We start from the raw sequence: 18,127 nt of genomic DNA on the forward strand, positions 1-18,127 counted from the left end.
CGGCGCAACCCACGGACGGTTGTTGCCTCAGTTGCGCCGACGGTCAAAAGGAGCAACCAGGTGAGAAGATCGGCAGAAAATAAATTGCGGGTCGTGGCGGTGCGCATCGACCCGATTATCGAACAGCGATTACGTGTGTTGGCAGAGGCCACGGGGCGGAAACAGTCCTACTTCCTGCAGCGGATGATTGAAGACGGCATCGAAGCGATGGAAGAGACCTGGCTGTCGCCAGAGACGCTGGCCAAGGTTCGCAAGGGTGACTTGCCCGAGCTGCTCGCTGAACACAGCACGACCTCGGATCTGTTCGAACTGGATGCGACCGATGCTGCTGCTTAGCCGCGCCGGTTTCGTGTTTTTGTAGTGGTTCGGTAAGATCGGGTTCGTTTTCAATAGAGAGGAAGAGACGCCAATAAACAAGCAGGAATTGATTGACGCCGTTGCGTCGCAGTCGGGGACGAGCAAGACCGCCGCGGAAGAGGCGATCAATGCGGTGTTTGAGACGATTTCGAAAACGGTGGCCGCGGGCGACGCCGTTCAACTGATCGGGTTTGGATCGTTCGGGACCGGGGAACGCGCCGCGCGGACCGGTCGGAATCCGCAGACCGGTGAGACGATCGAGATCGCGGCGGCCAAGACAGTGAAGTTCACCGCCGGGAAAAGTTTTAAGGACGCTGTCAACCAGGCGTGAGCGCAACGACGACCGAGTGACGCGCGACGGCCGCAGGCGGCCAGCTTGCCAGCGCATCACCCGGTCGATAGGTCGCGTTCGGTCAGTCAGAAAAGCTGAGTCTCGAGCGGCATGAGGTTCACCCACTTCACCGCGGTGCGGCGCTCTCGTCCGTCCGGGTGAATGGAGCGAATCATGACGCGTTGTCCGCGGGCTTCGCCCAGAACTTCCGCGATCCGGTCTTCACAGCGCACCAGGGTGCCGCGCGCCGGCTTGCGTTTGAGTTTCGTGCGACGAGGCAGAGCGGACATTTCTAGACAGGCTGACATGCGATGATGCGATTATCGCCTGTCGTCACACCAACACAGATTTTTTCGTTCCTTGTCACGCTAGAGAGTCAACCATGCGCCGCATTGCCGTCCGTCACTCGCCCATTCATGGTCGTGGTGTGTTCGCCGCGGCGACTATCTCCGTCGGTGATGTAATCCTCGAGTACAAAGGCGAGATCATCTCGGCGAAAGAGGCACAGCGCCGGTATGCGCGGTCCACTGCTGAAGACGGGCATACCTTCTTCTTCGGGCTCGACGACGGACGCATGATCGATGGCGCACAAGGCGGTAACTCCGCGCGTTGGATTAATCACAGTTGCGCGCCCAACTGTGAAGCCGAACAGGAAGGCGACCGGGTCTTCATCCGCGCAACACGCACGATCGAAGAGGGCGCGGAGGTCTTCATCGACTACGCGCTCGACGTCGAAGGGCGCCGAACGGCGGCGCTCAAACGCCTTTACGCATGTCGGTGCGGCGCTCGCCGCTGTCGCGGCACGATGCTGGATGCGCGTCGGTAGCGTACTTGTTGTGAGGCGCACCTGGCACACGGTGATCCATGAAAACATCGTCGAAAGCGCCGGCATCCGCTTCCTCCACGCGCTGAAATGAATTAGCCTGATCGCTCTTCACGACGACATTCCTGAGCGCGACGACGATGCAGCAAAGCATGCAACAGCTCGATATATTTGCCGACAGCCGCGACGTGGTACTGCGCAACGACGTCGTGGAGCAGTTGCAGCGTCGCCATGCGGGAGGCGCGCGCGCCTCACTGACGCAGCTCGCCAGCGAATACCCAGCAGACAGCGCGCTGCCTGCGATGACGGTGCTTGTTCGCGAACTCGAGATCGAGTCAAGCCTTCCACTGGCCGACCACACGGAGCTAACCGCAGTCCGCCGACACCTTGAGGATGAAGTGACGCCTGCCGCCCAACGGGTGATGCCTGCACAGGACGCTCATGCATGGTCGACACCGTGCTGGCGCTCGCTCGCCGAGCGCGCTGCACCGCTGGTCTTTTGCAGGAGCCACACCGAAAGCCACGCCGCGCCGCTATGGCTCCGCGCAGGGGACTGGGCGGCAGCCACTGACGCCGTCAACACGATCGAATCGTGGTGGCGCATCCCGTCGCCACTCGCCTGGATGACCGAAGCGCGCTATCGAGGAGCCGGTCTCGATGCGGCGTGGCCGCTGTTAGTGGAAATGGCGTGGCTGGCACCGTCACGATTCGCCGCATTGATGGCCATGCTTCGGGACGCTTTGCTGGATGTGCTGCGTCGGCGCTTCGATGCTGAGTTTCCCGGCACAGGCGAAATCGAGGACTATGTTTGGTTTCCGGCCTGGCTACTGGTTGTCAAGCCAGCGCTCGCGGGTCAGCTGGGGGAGGCGCGCGTGCAGCGAGAGCTACCTGCGTCGCGTGCCACGGCCTTGCTCGGGGAGATTTTGCGTCGCGAACATGAAGGCGACCAGCACGAGTTGGTGAGCTTACGCGAAGAACTGAGTCGGCTGCATACTGGCCTGTTTGACGCATACATGGCAACACGGAAAGTGCAGCATCGATGACCGGAGCCGCTCGCTTCACCGGCATGACCTTCACTTGCGAGTCAGCGGCCTTCGTAACAGGCGAGTTCGCTGAATTTCGTACCGTGCTCCCTTCGGCTGGATCTCGAAGCGCCTCCGACGAACTGCCTTTGTCCGCCTGCCGAGCGACCATCACCCGCGCGGCGCGGACAGCGGGCGCTGCGCGTAAAATACGAGGTCAGCCGCACCCGTGGGAACGGACCTGAACCGGTGCCAGCTAGCGAACGGTTCGTGGTCCGCTAGGATAGGCGATACATAGCGGTAGAAAATTAGAGAGACTCGGGTGTACGGGATGGCCGCGTCCGCCGAAGTGTGGCGAGAAAGAGGCGTGAGGTGTGCGACGGTCGTTCATCGCGTATGCTTTCCAGCTTTGTGCACACTCAACATTGACGACCGATTGGCTCGCTCCCCCTCCAAAGAGACGCGTGGAAACAAAAAAGATGACCGATGTGCTCGTGCCTGAAAGCGCCTACAGGGACACGCTCAGCGATGTGGTCGCGCTCCTGGAAGACGGCCGGGGTGCCGCAGCGCGGAGCATCAATGCACTGATGACTGCGACCTATTGGTTGGTCGGCCGTCGGATTGTCGAATCGGAGCAGGGCGGGCAGGGGCGCGCTGAGTATGGGCAGGCGCTCTTGCAACGCCTGTCAGGGGATCTGACGAAGCAGTTTGGAAGGGGCTTTGGCGCTGACAATTTGGAACTGATGCGCCTCTTCTACCAGAGCTATCCGCCGAGCGAGATTACCGAATCGGTGATTCGGAAATCTACGACCCGCGCCTCGCGAACAAAATCCGAATCACCGATTCGGAAATTCTCGCTCCAGCAGTTGGCTGAACGTTTTCCATTGTCCTGGACGCATTACGTGCGACTAATGCGACGGACGCGATCGCCGGAAGAGCGGTCGTTCTACGAAGGCGAAGCGCTGCGTGGTGGATGGAGTGTGAGACAGCTCGAACGCCAGATCGGCAGTCAGTTTTACACCCGCACGTTGATGTCCAACGATAAGCGCGCAATGCTCGCCAAGGGCGCCGTCGCAGCTCCGGGCGACACGATGAAGCCCGAAGAAGCGATCAAAGACCCTTACGTTCTCGAGTTCCTTGACTTGAAGGACGAGTATTCGGAAAGCGACCTTGAAGACGCCCTCATCCACCGGCTCGAGGACTTCTTGCTTGAGCTGGGCGGCGACTTCACGTTCGTAGGGCGGCAGCGGCGATTGCGCATCGGAGACAGCTGGTTTCGTGTAGATCTGCTCTTCTTCCATCGACGACTGCGCTGTCTCGTAATCATCGATCTCAAACTGACCGAGCTGAATCATGCGGATGTCGGGCAGATGCACATGTACTGTAATTACGCGAAGGAACACTGGACACTGCCGGGCGAAAACCCGCCAGTCGGCCTGATCCTTTGTGCAAGAACCAACGAAGCGATCGCACGCTATGCGCTCGACGGCCTGCCCAACAAGGTGCTTGCCGCCGAGTACCACACAGTGCTTCCGGACGAAAAATTGCTCGCGGAGGAGTTGGCGAAAACCCGTAGGGAATGGGAAGCGCAACATCCCATTTTGCGCGACGGAGGCGATCTCTCTCCGGACTGACAGACCGATAGCAGAGTTGTCATCTGCTCGCTGCTCCCAACGCATTAGTCGTTGGTCTCTTGGTCGGCCTAGCGCCACCGATCCGAAAACGCTCATCCGCGCGGCGCGAGATTACGAGGCGACGCAGGCGCAGTTTGCGATGGAGTGTGCCCTGTCCGCGCTGCATTGATGGAGGCCGGCTACGGCTACGAAATCCCGGTAATTGACGTCGTCGATGCCTAGATGCCCTCGTCGCCGCGGCGCTCGCGGGTCGCGTTCCGAAGGCAGCGGTGGACGATTGCGTGCGACGCCTGATTCGCAATGCGGATTCGCTGGTGGGCGAGCGTTGCACATGCGCATGGAAGCCGCCGGGCCCTGAAAAAGAGGAAGGGTGTCGGCCGATGCAGCGCTTGCGCTGCTCACGCCTTCGCGTGAGTCCGGCATGGCCCATCGTTCACAGCCAAGGCCCCAAGGCCGGTTACGCGCCCGCATCCTTCCTTGACTTCTCGAGAGCCTCGATACGCTGGTCTCAATGGATCAGGAGATGCACAGCGTATGAAGACAATCGCAGTTGACCGAAAACATCACGTCCCCGCTACTTCGCCCGGCGTGCTCAAGCGGACCTCCCTGGAAGCCGATCGTGAGCTCGCTCATATACGGGAAGTTGTGACGGCAGTGCGTGCAACATCAGCTTCGTTGCCAATAAGCGTTCCGTACTGGAGGGCACGCCTGCATGAGCTGCGCATCGCCTACGCATTGCTTCCCGTCCAACTTGCCCGGCTGTCTGCGCTTGAGCATGAGGTCGAACAGCTCGCCCAGAAACAGGTCGACGTCGGAGCGAGCGACGGGCGCCGCGCGGCGTAGATTCGCCGCGCCAATTGAGGTACTAGAAGAGTCGATATGTAGTGCTTATGAGTATGGCCGATGGACTGCCGAATGGACTGGCTCCGACGAAGCTAGTCGCCAGTGGCAAGCCACCGCCATTAAACTCAAGCGTGCTAATACGACTTATCACGCATGGAAAGCGCCGAGACGTCGCTGATTTTTGGTCGGCTTGCGTCGTTCCGCGGAGCCCGCAAGTCCGAACCGCGTTGCCGGGCAACTATCTGGCGTCCCTTTGCCCGCTGTGCCCCTTTCTTAAGCGAACCGCGGAGATCGAGTGCTAGACAGACGGATCGCGTCGACGCGACAGGCGATTCCGCGCGTCGTCGGTGCCGGTCGCCGAGGCCGTAGCCTAGCCGCGGCGGTTCATTGAAATCGCGGGGCGTTGCGCCGGAGGGTCGGCAAACCGCAAGCTGGTACTGCTGCCTCCGCGCAGCGTAATCATTCCGCGGCGCCGCGCGACGCTTACCTCAACGTTGGTGCGACTGTGCCATCTGCGCACGCGCAACCATAGCCGTGCACCTTCCAGGCACTTCCCCTCGATGCGCCTCACGGCGCGCATGTATCAATCGTTACACGCGTTGAGCTGGGCGCTCGCCGGCGTCCGGTAAGATGACAGTCGATTTCAAAGAGGAAAGCCGAATGAACAAGCAGGAACTGATCGACGCGGTCGCCGCACAGGCGGGAACCAGCAAGGCCGCTGTGGAAGAGGCGATCAACGCCGTGGTGAGCACAATCTCGCGCGAAGTGGCCGAGGGGAAGCCGGTTCAGTTGATCGGGTTCGGGGGTTTCTCCACCGGCGCGCGTGCGGCGCGGACCGGCCGGAACCCGCGGACCGGCGAAACGGTTCAGATCGCCGCCGCGAAAACGGTGAAATTCACGGCCGGCAAAGCGTTTAAGGACGCAGCTAACGGCGTGTAAGGCAAAAGGGGTGGGGAGGCTTCGCCCCGTTCGTCAGAAGAGCTGGCTGTCCAACGGCAACAGATTCACGAGCTTGATCGCCGTGCGCCGCTCGGTTCCGTCCACGTGGACGGACCGGATCATGACGCGTTGCCCGCGCGCTTCGCCGAGCACCTCGACGATCCGGTCTCGGTAGCGAGCCAGTGTGCCGCGAGGTGGCTTGCGCTTGATAGGGCGATCAGCGGAGCGGGGCATAGGCGTATTGCAATACGGGCTTGACCGATTATCCAACGTTGCGCGATTCACCGCGACCATTTTGTTCTTGTCTCTTCAGATTCGAGCCGACCCGCCGTACTTCTGACCGGTCTTCCTTCGTCCACGGCCGCGGTGTGTTCGCGGTCAGCGTAAGCGCCCAATTCACCCCACAACGGGCATATTCATGCGAAACGCATGGGCGGTCAGAATGGCATCTCGTCGAAGTGGAGGGCTGCCTGCCGACGTTTCAGGTGCTTCAACCAGCCTTTGAATTGCTTGGGATCTTCAAACACGAGCAGATCTGCTTCCAGATCACGCATGCTTTGCCGGAGCCCGGCGATGTCATTCGAGAGATTGCGTAAGACGGTCGCGGGAGATACTTCAACGAATGGAGGAACTCCGTAGGCATGCCTGAAGCCGGCCTCGACGTGCAGAATTTCCTGATCCAGTTCGCCGAGCTGCTCCCTGAGAATCTTGTTGTAACGCTTTAGTCGGTCTTCGCTGATGTCATTGATGGCGCGCTGGTCGATGTGCTCGAGCTCCAGTTGCAATTCCAGCAATTTCAGGAGATCGTTTTTGCCGTAAGCCTGGTTGGCCCGCTGCATCAGCCCGGTCTTGCGTTCGCGTTCCTGAGGATCCGCTTCGCGATCAGGATGTAAAGCGCTGGCGAGTTTTCGATAGACCTCGCGGATAGACTGACTCAACTCTGCCTGCTCTGCTTCCTGCTTGGCTTGCGCGGCGAGCTGTTTTGCCGACTTCTTCCGTTTGGCGCGTCGCGCTTCCCGAGCCTGATTTGCGGCTGCTTCCTGCGTGTGCTGCTCTTCCATTCTGGCATCCGCGCGCTGCAAGACTTCGTCGGGCGAACTCATGTCGATGTCGTCACCCAGTTCAACGCCGAGCATTGCCTCGAGCGCCAACTTCATATCCTCGAGTTCGGCCGCCGCTTCGCTGTCGTAGTCGGATTGGCTATGTCTGTTGTAAATGACTTTCAACTGCGCATCGTCGCTTTCTTCGATCAGATCGCCAGCCAGGCCGGCGATCAGCTCCGAGATGGTGCGCCGCTCGGCCTTGGTCAGTCCTTTCTGGTCGAAGGCACCATCGAGCCGATAAACCATCTTGACGTGCAGACCCGTCAATTCCCGGTCGAGAGGCAATAGCTCGTCAATGTACTTTTTTTGGAACGCCGGCATGACGGCCTCCCAAGCCCGCAGACGATTACGGCGCTTCTCGATCTGTCTGATCAGGGTGTTGAATGCCTTCTGTCCCCGGGACAGGCTAGCCTTGTTGTGGCCCGGCGCGATGCTGACGGCCTGGCGGATCGCATTGGTCATGAGAGAGCTTCCGGTTGTCGCGGGAGTCAATACCAGGGCGATATTTTAGCCGGATGCCGGCTGCCCAAGAGAGTTGTGTGGTTCGAAGTTTCAAGGGCAGCAGACCACGGATATCGGTATCAAGCTCGCGTCACGGTGCAGCCGCATCGGACGGCGGTGCACTGCGTCAATGTCGATGCCGTTGAGCAGCCAATGCAACTGCTCGGTCGTCAGCTCGATCACCGCCTGTTACGACGTGGCCAGACGATGTTCCGGACGTCCCTGTTATAGCAGGACGGCTTGTTGCAATAGCTCCAACGCTTTCAGTTCGTCCAAGCGACCGGTGCGTGCCTTGCCGGCGAGCGTCTTCAAGAGCGCCTCTGCGATAGGTGCGATTCCATCAAGACCGGCTAAGCTGGTTCCCAAAGGGGCGGAGGGTGGCGTGGCTGTAGGCTTTGCCATCGAGAATGCGGGCAGGGACTCCGCCGGTGCGGCGATGGCTGCTGGCGTTCCTGGCTCGGCGCGTTCGACGAAACCGTCGTCGCGGGTGACGGATGGATTGATGACGTTTTCATTGTGAACGCGTGCTGCGCTGTCGTCCTCGCCCGCGGTATCGGCTGGCAATGCTTCACTGTTCGGGTCGCTCGAAGAGCTGGGCAGGGCGCGGTCGATCTCGCCGGTCGGAGCGGCGGTGGCTTGGGTGTCCTCATACGGTGCCGCGGCGGTCGGTGCGGGTGCTTGGCCCGGCGCGCGCACGCGTGATGCGGGCGCTAGCAGCAGCGCGACTGACTCGGGAATGTCGGCTTCAGAACCCCCCGGCGTCATAGTAGTTGTCGCCTCTGAACTTTCTTATCAAGAAGAGTCAGAGGTACAAGTTGAAGGCGAAACAAACGTATTCTGTTGAGTTTAAAGAGCAGGCACTGTCGAAGGTCCTGCAGCGCGGTGACCGAACAGTTGGAGCGGTGGCCGACGAATTGAATGTGAACGTACTGACATTGAGGAAATGGATGAGAGGGGCCGCCGCCGCGAACCGGAGCTCGAGCTCCGGACACGCAAGACGTCCGGAAGACTGGTCGCTGGAAGAACGGCTGAAGGCCTTGCAGGAGAGCCACGGGTTAGTCGACGAAGCGTTGAACGGCTGGTGTCGCGAGCGCGGCCTGTTCGCGCATCATCTCGCGCAGTGGCGAGCGGATTTTTGCAGCGTCGGTGGAACTGGGATCCGGCGCGAGAGCGCCCAGGAAGTGCGGGATCTGAAGCAGGCCAATCTCGAGTTGCAGCGCGAACTCAAACGCAAAGAGAAAGCGCTGGCTGAAGCTGCGGCGCTGTTGGTGCTGCAAAAAAAGCACCGTGCGCTGTTCGGGGGCGAGGCCGAATGACGGTCCCTGAAGAGCGCAAGGCATTGATCGGCCTGATCAGCGAGGCGACCCTGGCCGGGGCTCGCCAGGCGCGTGCGTGCAACATTCTGGGGCTCAGTACCCGAACGGTTCAGCGCTGGCAGCGCGGCGAACCTGATGCGGTGGACGGGCGCTCGTTACGGCACCATGAGCCGCGTCACAAGCTCTCTGCCGCCGAACGCGCCGAGCTTCTGGCGATCGCAAACTCGCCCGAATTCGGTCATCTGCCGCCAAGCCAGATCGTGCCTCGACTGGCAGACCAGCAACGCTATATCGCCTCGGAATCGACGTTCTACCGGGTCCTGAAGGCCGAGAAGCAACTCGCCCATCGGGGCAGCGAACGGCCGGCACAGGCACGCAGCAAACCCCGTTCAGTTTGCGCCGATGCACCGAACCAGTTGTATAGCTGGGACATCACGTACCTGCCGACCACGGTTCGTGGGCAGTATTTCTACTTGTATCTGTTTCTGGATGTGTTTAGCCGCAAGATTGTCGGCTGGCAGGTCTATGCCGAGGAAAGCAGCGTGCTGGCCAGCGAAGTCCTCAGGGATCTCTGCGCGCGCGAGGCGATACAGCCCGCCCAGGTGATTCTGCATTCGGACAACGGCGGCCCGATGAAAGGCGCGACGATGCTCGCTACCCTTCAGGCGCTGGGCGTCATGCCGTCGTTGAGCCGCCCGGGCGTGAGCAACGACAACCCTTACTCCGAGTCGTTGTTCAAGACCCTGAAGTACCGACCTGCTTACCCGCTCAAGGCATTCGATACCCTGTTGGCCGCGCGCACGTGGGTGGGCGCACTGGTGCGCTGGTACAACGAGGAGCATCGTCACAGCGCGATCCGGTTCGTGACGCCGGCGCAGCGTCATGCCAACCTCGATCAAGACATTCTGGATCGACGCGCGGCGCTCTACGAGAATGCCCGGCAATGCAATCCGCTTCGATGGAAAGGCCGTACGCGCAACTGGCAACGCGTCGATGCTGTGCACCTGAACCCGGATCGAATCGACAACCAGAGCGACGCCCCACAACACCGAAATCAAGACAGAGAGGCTGCCTGAAATCTAATCGTTGAGGCGACAACTACCTTGCAAATTTCCGGAACGAGGTGTGTCTAGCCAGCCCGCAGGCAGACCAAGCCCCGCGGTGAAGCGCTCGGCTTCAGCATCATCCATGCGCTTCTTTCCGTGAAGTCGGTGCGCCATATTCGATCCGCTCAGCCCCAAGACTGCGCCGAGCTTGACCTTTGAACCGTTGCGCGTGGTGAGAACGTGAAGGTTGGCCTGCCTGATACTCTCTACTGTCGCACCGCCGTTTGCTTGGGCCTGCTTCCGCCCGGCCGCTTGATGCGGTGGGTGCGATTTGGGCGAATCTCCTGCTCCGGAAGCTTGACCGCTTGCCTGCTTCGCAAACTTTTGGGGGCGGGTCTTGGGCGCGCCCGACGCTTCTTTCGAACTCTTAGACGGCATTGTCGTGTCCTCGGACAAACTGCTGGCAAGCAGCGAAGGCTTCTGCGCACTCGGAAGGACGGGTGCTTTCCCGACGTCACCTTCATCGCTGATCTCGTCCGTATGGACAAACTCGAGCGGCATCTTCAGGCGCGCAATCGTCTCCGACAAAAGAAGTGGATGAGATTGGTCGAAAAAGCCGGACGGTAGCCCAAGCGTAGTTTCCATATGGAACGCGGTCTCGGGGGTGAATCTCTCTCCTCGCAGCAGTTCTGCGATCCGGGCCAAGCTGGACTCAAGTGCCAAAGCAATATTCTCCGCGCCGACTGCATCGACGAGGAATTTCAACGAACGAGTCTTGATAATGGACGCCTGCGCGGGCCCGTCGTCAAGCGCTCTTGAAGGAGGTTGGCCTCGTGCTGCGCGATTGGGGCTCGTCAGGTGATGAGGTTGGCGCCGACTGTTTGGCTTGCCCCGATATCCCGCATTTGGTCCGCGGGTTTGACTCATAGGAGAACTCCGGTGCAATGCGTAAGATTCCGGCAACTATTATATCGGCCGTCGTTCACGTGAACGACTCTTGTGGATCGCGGGTAGCGGCGGGGTGATGGCGCGTTCGTTACTGGATGACCTTATCGCCGTCAGTGGCGCGACGCGGTGGGCCTGAGCGGCGAGGCGCGCGCGCTGGCGGCAAACTGCTTGAGCCTGTCTCGTGCATCAGCATGAACGTACTTTGGCGCGCTTGCTAGTTGGCGGTCGGCCTGTTGCAGCACCGCTTGAAACAACGGTAGCTCGGCCGCCTCAAGTTCCCACAGTCGCTCGACTTCGGCGCGTTGCAAGCCGCGCTCGAGAGCCGCTTCAGCGCGTGCATAGATGATTAAATCCGTGTCGCCATAGCCCGCATCTTGCACAAAGAAGGTGACGTAGACGAGTTGGACAAGCTCATTGAAGAGATACGCCGATCCAGCGCCGGATTGACACGCCGCGAACGTCAAGTGGTTCGATAAAGCGACGGTCCGCGCCGCTGACGAAGGGAGGGGCAGTAACATCTCTTTGCTGAGAGGTTTTCGAAACAGCGACCGGGCAGTTCGCGAGGAGGGGCGGCGGGATGACATCGGCGAAGACGGAACGAAAGTGTACTCAACGGGTGCGGCGAAATAATATCAGGCCACTGGACGCGTTACTGTGGCGCGCGCCGCGTTACCCCGCGGACTGAACGCCTATCCGGGCGTCGGCGAACTTGAGCGCATTGAAATACGTCGCTTTCGGCAGTCGATGGATCGACGCAGGGTTGCGTTGGGACGTCGTCAGGCTGAGTGGACGACCACTGTGAACGGGACCGGCGAAGCGAAGCAGCGCGGAACTGCTCCCTATTCGGCCTTTGCGGACGTTCGGGTAGCTAGGCAAATGCGGCTGCAAGCCACCGAAAACCGGCCGTTCTATAAAAGCCATGGTTGAGCGACGGCTATTCGCGTCAACGAATGCGTATGGTCAGCTCACAACGCATGGGTCGATGGCCGAACAAAAAGCGGCATCGCCAACAAGAACGGTCGGGCTATCGCTGAGGTTTCTTTGTTGTCCGCCATTGAACGTAGCCGGCGGAATCGATGTTCAGCTTGCGAGCGGTCACTCTTTGGCGCAGTTCGCTCTCAGAGCATCGCTCGGTTGCGACCCGCTTTGGCGAAGTGAGCTTGGCCCGCGTCGTGTAAGTTGCCGGCCGGTTCTTAATCGTCGACATTTCACTGCTCCTTGAGGAAGCGGCGAATCGCTTTGTCGTCAATACTCTTGAGGCAAAACGCATTTATCCGCTGTAGGGTTTTCGCGGTCTGTCGCGTTGCCTCGGAGACCATGCCGACGCCTACCTTGAGTCGGTACGTGCGCTCTTCGTCTTCCTTGGTCCAAACGCGAGAGCCATCAGCTTCCACCGTATAGCACCAGTCCAACTCATTGCCCTCTATTGCGGCGAGTGCATTCGAGACCTCAATGACGGAAAGGTAGCGGTTTTCGAGTTTGGGTTCGAGACACTTCTTTACGACCTTCGACAAAGCGCTGGGTATATGTAAAGGAAACTGGCTCCGGTCCGGAAACCTGCCCTGATATACGGCCACGGCGAAGTCATCATCGGACTTAAAACTCTCGAACTGCTGGTAGAAGGTGGCATTGCCGCAGCACATGCGGTATAGGGTGAGGCCCACTTGGTAGATATCAAATTGGACCGTGTGGTCAGTTTTGAGTAGGGCCTCCGGTGGAACATTCTTCCAATAATTCAATGCTTGCTCGGCCAAGCCGTCCGCCCGCATCCGCTGAGCAAGACCAAAGTCCGACACGAGCGCCTCGTTGCGGTTGGACAACATGATGTTGTCGGGCTTAATATCGAAGTGAATCAGTTGTTTCGAATGGATGTTGTGGAGCCCACTCAGGAACTGAATCGCATACCGGATGATTTCTCGAACGGTCAAAAACCTCGTTTCAAGGAGCTTGTTCAGTGAGCCGGCCGCGAAGAACGGCATCGCCAGGTAGACGTGCTCCGTGTCCTCGCAGGCATAGTGAATCGGCGCCACGTTCGCATGGTCGCTCAGGTAGAGAATGCTTGCTTCGCGGAAGTACTCAGCAACGTCCGTGAACGAGTCCTTCTTTACGCGTTTGATGGCAAGGTCGGCGTCCAATTGCAGGTCGCGAGCAATGAAAACCGTCGAATTCTTTCCCTCGGAGCCAATTTCCTTGTCGAGTTTGAAACGCAACGTCGTTTCAGTTTCCGGATTAAGCATTTGCGGCTCCTAGCGCGGCGGCGATTGCTTCGCGTTCTTCCTTGGAATGCTCCATCCATCCCTGGATGGGTTCGTATTCGGTCTCACCTTCGAGATGCTTCTTCAGCACCTCGCGTTTCAGATTCATCTTCTTGGCGATGCTGGCAATCTGCCCGCAAAAGTAGCCTTGCAGTTGGCTGCTGGCAAACGCTTCCTGAATGACACCTTCGAGCGCATAGCGTTCAACGGGCACGCCTCGGGCTACCGTCTCTGCAATCCGGATGCCGGCACGAACCACGCCATATTCCCGGATGATATCCAGGACGGTGTTGCGGACATATTTCAGTTGCTCGGGCGTCTCCATCGCTCTGGGTACAACAATCCCCTCGACGTTCACGATATTCTGCTCGTCCGAATCGAAAACAACGAAGGTAATCTTCTTCGGTGCTACGCGAATTCCTAGCGTTTTCATCTGTTTTTCGCTTGATTGGCTTACTAGGCACTCCATGGCGCCCACACATTGTCGGTGCTCGGGAGCTCAAGTAGGGTGAGCGCTCCGTATTGCTCCGAGTCTATCTTCATCTCTCGGATTCTTGTGCCAGGGCGCGCGTTCGGAAACCAAATCTTCGCGGGAACCGACACCCCGTCTAGCTCTCGGGCGACAGTCTCGTCGGCCGTGAGCGAGTCTGCGGAAATTTCGACGGTATCTCGCCGAGAACGCAGAAAAGCTCCTGCCTAGTGGCGGCATCACTCGAACTTGACCACCTCACGAAGCCATCATTCGAAGCAACCAACACCAGTTTCTTGTCGCTGGCGCTGACCCAGCGCAACGCTGCGGCGGTCAAGGAGACATCGTAGCGTTGTGCGCAAAGGCGCAATTGCCCGAAGTCCACGGGCCCTGAAATTTGCTCGCGGAAGTCGTCGAGTGGCATGAGCAGATTCGCGGCAAAGACATCTGCCTCTGACTCCATGCGGCGGTCCTCCGATTGCCAATTGTCCATGTCTTCACTCGTACACTCAAAAAGGGAGCGAAGCGAGCGGTGAAGGACGTAGTGGCCAAGTTCGTGCGCCTGAGTAAAGCGCCGCCGCCCGGACGATTCAACGCTCTCACTGTAAATCAGAGCCCAACCCCTGTCGTCATCAATCTTCGCTAGGCATCCCTCGAAGTTTTCAATGTCTGCGCCAACAACCTTTTCGATGGCGTCGTCCCAATGAAAGAACTCGTGGCAATGCTCGGCGACAGTGGCAACGTCTACCGGGAAACGTGGGCTTCCGTGCGCCGCGTTGAAGACCTCGAGAATCGTCGTGAGTTGAAATGCCGCCTTATACGGCGTTATGGGCGCGTTGGAGGTCTCAGTCATCTTTCAGCGCGTCGAGTATCTTTCGCAGCCGTTCCTTTGCCGCGGAGTCGAGCTTCTTGTAGTTTCGATAGAACGCTTCATCGCGGTGATGCTCTTCAGGCGTCTGAATGTCGTCTTCAATTAGAAACGAGGCGCTCACCCCGAGCGCATCCGCGAGCGATGTCAGCTTCTCTGCTGACGGTCGCTGAGACTCGCGATTCTCCAATTCCCACAGGTAGCTCTTGCTCAAGCCTGCTTGTCCCGCGAGCGCCTCAAGGGTCAGTTTCTTTCCCTTACGCAACTCGCGAATCTTTTCGCCGAGTCGAGTGGCCATGTTCTGCTCCTAGTTGACTACATGGTCAATGTACCACGATAGCGAACTTTTTGTGGCCTTCCAGCGGAAAAATGTATTGACATCGAATCTGAAGGATGAAAGACTTACCTCAAGTTCGGAGTAGCGAACTTTTATTGACAACCGCCGTCGGCTTTGACGAATGGCCGCGAACTTTGTAAGGAAAGAATTATGACGACAAAACACTACCCGAAGGGTCTCGGTGGTCGCCAACGCGACGCAAACGGCGAGATTCGGCAAAAGCGCGGAGATACGCTGGTTGGGACTTTGCGCGAGACCTACGGTGATAATTTCGCCAAGGGAACGCGCTCAGACGCAAAGCTCAAGACAGTGCTGGAGCGTGAAAATGTTGGCTCCCTAAGCCAGCTCATCAAGAAAAAATAACCGATTTCTACCGGAAATATAAGAAATATGCAGCACAATGTGCTGATCTGCATATTGTGCTGCCCGTCGATGAACCTACTAGATATGGGTTCAATGTCGATGTGGCCCAGCGGTCTTTCCGCATGGCGACCTGCTGCGGTAACGGCCACCAGGACGAAGGACTCGAGACGACCCATGTGCGGCGGTTCGTCGGAGCGGTATGCCGAACGGTGCAGCTTAGGAACTTTAATGGCGGACCTGCGCAAATTCGACGACCAGCAGAAGCTGCTGCTCGAAATTATCAAGCGGTACGACTCGTACATCAACTCGAGCAACTCGAAGATTGCAATCATTTTGTCCTACTGCATGGCGTACATCGGGGGCCTCGGATTCAAGCTCGTTGACGTCTCGGACAAGCGCGCTCACGACGCCTGGTGGTGGGGGTTGCTGCTCGTGTCGTTGGCGTCAGTCGGCGTCACGCTTTGGGCGGCGCGTTATGCCTACCTCGCACTGCACCCGCAGTTACCGTCGGGAAGAGCGTCACATGAGGGGCCATCGGCCATCTTTTTCGGTGACGTCGCCAGGCATCCCGGCGGCCGCGATGGCTACGCCGCATCGCTGGGTGCCATGACAGATGAGGAAGTTGTGAAGGACTTATCGCATCAAGCGCACACCCTTGCCGGCATCGCCGCACATAAATTTTCGCTTTTGGGTCAAGCAACAAGCTTCATCGTCCACTTCCAAATACCTCTGTTTGGGGTGATTCTCGCCGTGCTCTTGACGGCTTTGCAGCAACAATCAACTTGAAAAGGCAAAACCATCATGAGCCGCGACATCGAACAGTTTAAAAAGAGCTTCGACAATCTCTTCGAGCAAGTCAGTCGTCGACGGACATTTGCGAAATCCGGATGGGCTCTCGACAGCGTCGTCGGGAGCAACGTTGTTCGGATTCGGCGCTCCCAGCGGTTCAGGAAGAGTACACAGTCCAACTTCCTATCCGCCGCTGGTTCGGCAAAGAGCCCGCCGTTAATCGTGGACGTATCGGCTGTCACCCTGATTTTCAGCACCTTGAAGGAACGGACGAAATCGAGTATCACCACGTCACGACGATGTTCATCGACGTGAAGAACTCGACGCGGCTGGGCCTGCGATATCCGCTAGACGTGGTCCAGCACATCAAGAACTCGATTTTGCGGGCCGCGTCGGAAACCGTCCGCGCGATGGACGGGCATGTGCATCGTTTCATGGGCGACGCGCTCATGGCCTTTTTTGGCGGACGAGGCACGTGCAAGGAGTCGTCCGCGATGGCGGCAATCTCTTGTGCTGCGATGTTGCAGGCGCTCATGCAGGAGTCGGTGGTGCCTGCGTTGATGAAGCGAGGCATCGACGCACGGGACATCGGATTTCGAGTCGGCCTGGACTTCGGGGACGACAAGGATGTGCTGTGGTCATCCTACGGTTATACCGACGTGCACGAAGTGACGGCGACTTCTTTCTACGTCGACGTGTCGGCGAAGCTTCAATCGATGGCGTCGAAGGACGCCGCGATGCTGGGGCAGAATTTAATGAAGTTTCTCGACCTGCCGGAGACCCTCCTGCAGCAGAAGACCGAACGGCGCGGGGATGAGATAGTGACGGTTCCGTATCTGCGGCCGAACTACGAGATGTCGGACGGAAACCCATTGAACTACGAGGTTCGCAAGCTCAACTTCAAGGCGTTTGCGAAACTCCTTCCGCTGCCGACCGAGCTCAAGCAAATTCTTGTCCCCGAGGTCAAGGCGCGCGGCGGTATCAGCTTTTACGCGAGCGTGCTCGGCGGCGCGGAGGGATTCAAGCCGTATCCGTCACTTTCAGAATGCCTGCCCAAGCACGTCGACCTCTCTTTCGTCGTGCGGGCGGAGCCGCTCGCACTCGATGGGCTGCGCCTACCGCTCTCGGGCAAGTTCATCAAGCAGAATCACGGGAAAGAGGCGCGCGAAAATGATGGCCTTGAGCCCGAGGTCGTGGAGTTCGAGATGCGGCGAACGACGGACGGATTCGGTAACGCGAAGCCTTGTGAGCGGACGTTCAAGCGTTCGACGGCGTATCGCGGCGTGCATTCCGTCACGGCGCGTATTGTGGATGCAAGCGGGCAGATCGTGTTTCAAGACACGATTGCAGTTCACATCAAGTAAGTGACTTCGACGGTACGCATCGGTTATCAAGAATGGCCGACTTCAGACCTCGCTCGCCAAGAAGCCGTGCTTCCGCAGCCATCGCTGATGTGTCGTCGTGATGTCGTGGAACATCGTGCAACCGGACAAGCAGCGCTCCGTTGTTGCTCAAGTCGCATCCAACGTATTGGCGTAGATAGTGCGACGGGCCGATTTGTACACCAAGAGCCGTCGAGGCGTCCGGCCGGAGTCAGCGTCGGAGAAAGGGCGGACCATGTGAGCTGGCGAACGCCGGAAGCAGCCATCCCGCCGCGCGGCGCAGTCAATGTCGGTAGCTCGCCATAGTGCTGACGTTCAGGGGAGCCTCCTTGAACGTCAGCTAAGGCCGATTCAGGTTCCTCCGGCAGGTGCCGGCATCAGCACCTCAGCGTGAGCAAGGCAAGACGCTGCTGTCAAACGACTGGGATCGTGCGAGGAGGATGGCGCTCGCTACCGCGTTGTGAAATTGTTGGCAGAATTCGAGCCGTTAAAAGACTGGGAGTTATCTTTATACCCGCGTTTTGTACCCTAACCAGCCGCAAATCGTACTGCCTTAAATCATTAAAAGCCGATCATAGCGTGGCCGCGGTCGACAATGACGAAGCGGCCGCCTTGCTGAGCGAGGTGTTTCAGGATTGGAATGGTCGGACCGAGCCGGTACTGCCCGGTTAAGCAGGCCATACCACGGCGCCTGAGTGTCGTCGATGATCGCGATAGGGCCAAACGGCGACGACAGTGTTGCAGGGCTGCGTCAGTGTTCCGGTACGCTTCGCCGGCGGCCGGGCCGGTCGTGATGGTCTT

19 protein-coding genes and 1 pseudogene are annotated in these 18,127 nt (G+C 59.0%); 11 read left to right on the forward strand and 9 right to left on the reverse strand.

The window, feature by feature from the left end:
- The first annotated feature begins 60 nt into the window (after positions 1-60).
- Positions 61-336, forward strand: coding sequence for a YlcI/YnfO family protein (locus NCS28_RS32465; RefSeq protein ID WP_250517875.1), 276 nt, complete (start codon positions 61-63; stop codon positions 334-336).
- 73 nt (positions 337-409) lie between these two features.
- The gene (locus NCS28_RS32470) at positions 410-688 is read left to right on the forward strand and encodes an HU family DNA-binding protein (RefSeq protein WP_250517936.1); all 279 of its coding nucleotides are present in this window, start codon (positions 410-412) and stop codon (positions 686-688) included.
- An 86-nt stretch (positions 689-774) separates the two neighbouring features.
- Here the strand turns inward: NCS28_RS32470 and NCS28_RS32475 are convergent, their stop codons facing one another.
- A complete protein-coding gene (locus tag NCS28_RS32475; protein ID WP_250517876.1) occupies positions 775-978 on the reverse strand; it encodes a hypothetical protein in 204 nt (67 codons plus the stop codon).
- A 92-nt stretch (positions 979-1,070) separates the two neighbouring features.
- Here NCS28_RS32475 and NCS28_RS32480 point away from each other — a divergent pair, with 92 nt between their 5' ends.
- The 5 genes from NCS28_RS32480 (at position 1,071) to NCS28_RS32500 (ending at position 5,949) form a co-directional block, all read left to right on the forward strand.
- On the forward strand, positions 1,071-1,514 hold the full coding sequence (locus tag NCS28_RS32480) for an SET domain-containing protein (protein WP_086973927.1): 444 nt from the start codon (positions 1,071-1,073) through the stop codon (positions 1,512-1,514).
- A gap of 149 nt (positions 1,515-1,663) precedes the next feature.
- The gene (locus NCS28_RS32485; protein WP_250517877.1) at positions 1,664-2,554 is read left to right on the forward strand and encodes a hypothetical protein; all 891 of its coding nucleotides are present in this window, start codon (positions 1,664-1,666) and stop codon (positions 2,552-2,554) included.
- A gap of 458 nt (positions 2,555-3,012) precedes the next feature.
- Positions 3,013-4,167: a PDDEXK nuclease domain-containing protein gene (locus NCS28_RS32490; protein WP_250517878.1), complete on the forward strand. Its 1,155-nt coding sequence runs from the start codon at positions 3,013-3,015 to the stop codon at positions 4,165-4,167.
- A gap of 534 nt (positions 4,168-4,701) precedes the next feature.
- Entirely contained in the window at positions 4,702-5,010 is a 309-nt protein-coding gene (locus tag NCS28_RS32495; RefSeq protein WP_250517879.1) for a hypothetical protein, read from the forward strand.
- Between the two features lie 630 nt (positions 5,011-5,640).
- Positions 5,641-5,949 (forward strand): HU family DNA-binding protein, encoded by a 309-nt coding sequence (locus NCS28_RS32500; protein WP_284506410.1) that lies wholly within the window; start codon positions 5,641-5,643, stop codon positions 5,947-5,949.
- Between the two features lie 437 nt (positions 5,950-6,386).
- Here the strand turns inward: NCS28_RS32500 and NCS28_RS32510 are convergent, their stop codons facing one another.
- Together NCS28_RS32510 and NCS28_RS32515 are read right to left on the reverse strand one after the other, a co-directional pair.
- A complete protein-coding gene (locus NCS28_RS32510; RefSeq protein ID WP_250517882.1) occupies positions 6,387-7,514 on the reverse strand; it encodes a J domain-containing protein in 1,128 nt (375 codons plus the stop codon).
- Positions 7,515-7,778: 264 nt separating this feature from the next.
- On the reverse strand, positions 7,779-8,318 hold the full coding sequence (locus tag NCS28_RS32515) for a hypothetical protein (protein ID WP_250517883.1): 540 nt from the start codon (positions 8,316-8,318) through the stop codon (positions 7,779-7,781).
- Positions 8,319-8,368: 50 nt separating this feature from the next.
- Here NCS28_RS32515 and NCS28_RS32520 point away from each other — a divergent pair.
- A protein-coding gene (locus NCS28_RS32520) for an IS3 family transposase (protein ID WP_250517884.1) occupies positions 8,369-9,945 on the forward strand; the annotation gives its coding sequence in 2 pieces (ribosomal slippage) (positions 8,369-8,837 and positions 8,837-9,945; 1,578 coding nt in all).
- A 39-nt stretch (positions 9,946-9,984) separates the two neighbouring features.
- Here NCS28_RS32520 and NCS28_RS32525 read toward each other — a convergent pair.
- The 6 genes and pseudogenes from NCS28_RS32525 to NCS28_RS32550 all read right to left on the reverse strand — a co-directional run.
- Positions 9,985-10,842 (reverse strand): annotated as a pseudogene (locus NCS28_RS32525) (hypothetical protein); the annotation flags it as partial.
- A 131-nt stretch (positions 10,843-10,973) separates the two neighbouring features.
- Positions 10,974-11,327 (reverse strand): hypothetical protein, encoded by a 354-nt coding sequence (locus tag NCS28_RS32530; RefSeq protein ID WP_250517886.1) that lies wholly within the window; start codon positions 11,325-11,327, stop codon positions 10,974-10,976.
- A 744-nt stretch (positions 11,328-12,071) separates the two neighbouring features.
- Positions 12,072-13,100 (reverse strand): serine/threonine-protein kinase, encoded by a 1,029-nt coding sequence (locus tag NCS28_RS32535; RefSeq protein WP_250517887.1) that lies wholly within the window; start codon positions 13,098-13,100, stop codon positions 12,072-12,074.
- A complete protein-coding gene (locus tag NCS28_RS32540; RefSeq protein ID WP_250517888.1) occupies positions 13,093-13,551 on the reverse strand; it encodes a hypothetical protein in 459 nt (152 codons plus the stop codon). Before NCS28_RS32540 ends, NCS28_RS32535 begins: the two co-directional genes overlap by 8 nt.
- Before the next feature lie 175 nt (positions 13,552-13,726).
- The gene (locus NCS28_RS32545) at positions 13,727-14,440 is read right to left on the reverse strand and encodes an ImmA/IrrE family metallo-endopeptidase (protein ID WP_250517889.1); all 714 of its coding nucleotides are present in this window, start codon (positions 14,438-14,440) and stop codon (positions 13,727-13,729) included.
- Positions 14,433-14,753, reverse strand: a complete 321-nt coding sequence (locus tag NCS28_RS32550) for a helix-turn-helix domain-containing protein (protein WP_250517890.1) — start codon at positions 14,751-14,753, stop codon at positions 14,433-14,435. Before NCS28_RS32550 ends, NCS28_RS32545 begins: the two co-directional genes overlap by 8 nt.
- 189 nt (positions 14,754-14,942) lie before the next feature.
- On the opposite strand from NCS28_RS32550, the gene NCS28_RS32555 reads away from it, so the two are divergent.
- The 3 genes from NCS28_RS32555 (at position 14,943) to NCS28_RS32565 (ending at position 17,308) form a co-directional block, all read left to right on the forward strand.
- Positions 14,943-15,155: a hypothetical protein gene (locus NCS28_RS32555; RefSeq protein ID WP_250517891.1), complete on the forward strand. Its 213-nt coding sequence runs from the start codon at positions 14,943-14,945 to the stop codon at positions 15,153-15,155.
- A 228-nt stretch (positions 15,156-15,383) separates the two neighbouring features.
- Positions 15,384-15,941 carry a Pycsar system effector family protein gene (locus NCS28_RS32560; RefSeq protein WP_250517892.1) on the forward strand — a complete coding sequence of 186 codons (558 nt, stop codon included), beginning with the start codon at positions 15,384-15,386 and terminating at the stop codon, positions 15,939-15,941.
- Positions 15,942-16,042: 101 nt separating this feature from the next.
- On the forward strand, positions 16,043-17,308 hold the full coding sequence (locus tag NCS28_RS32565; protein ID WP_250517893.1) for a nucleotide-binding domain-containing protein: 1,266 nt from the start codon (positions 16,043-16,045) through the stop codon (positions 17,306-17,308).
- Positions 17,309-18,127: the final 819 nt, after the last annotated feature.

The organism is Caballeronia sp. INDeC2, from assembly GCF_023631325.1.
In the GTDB taxonomy this organism is placed as follows: domain Bacteria; phylum Pseudomonadota; class Gammaproteobacteria; order Burkholderiales; family Burkholderiaceae; genus Caballeronia.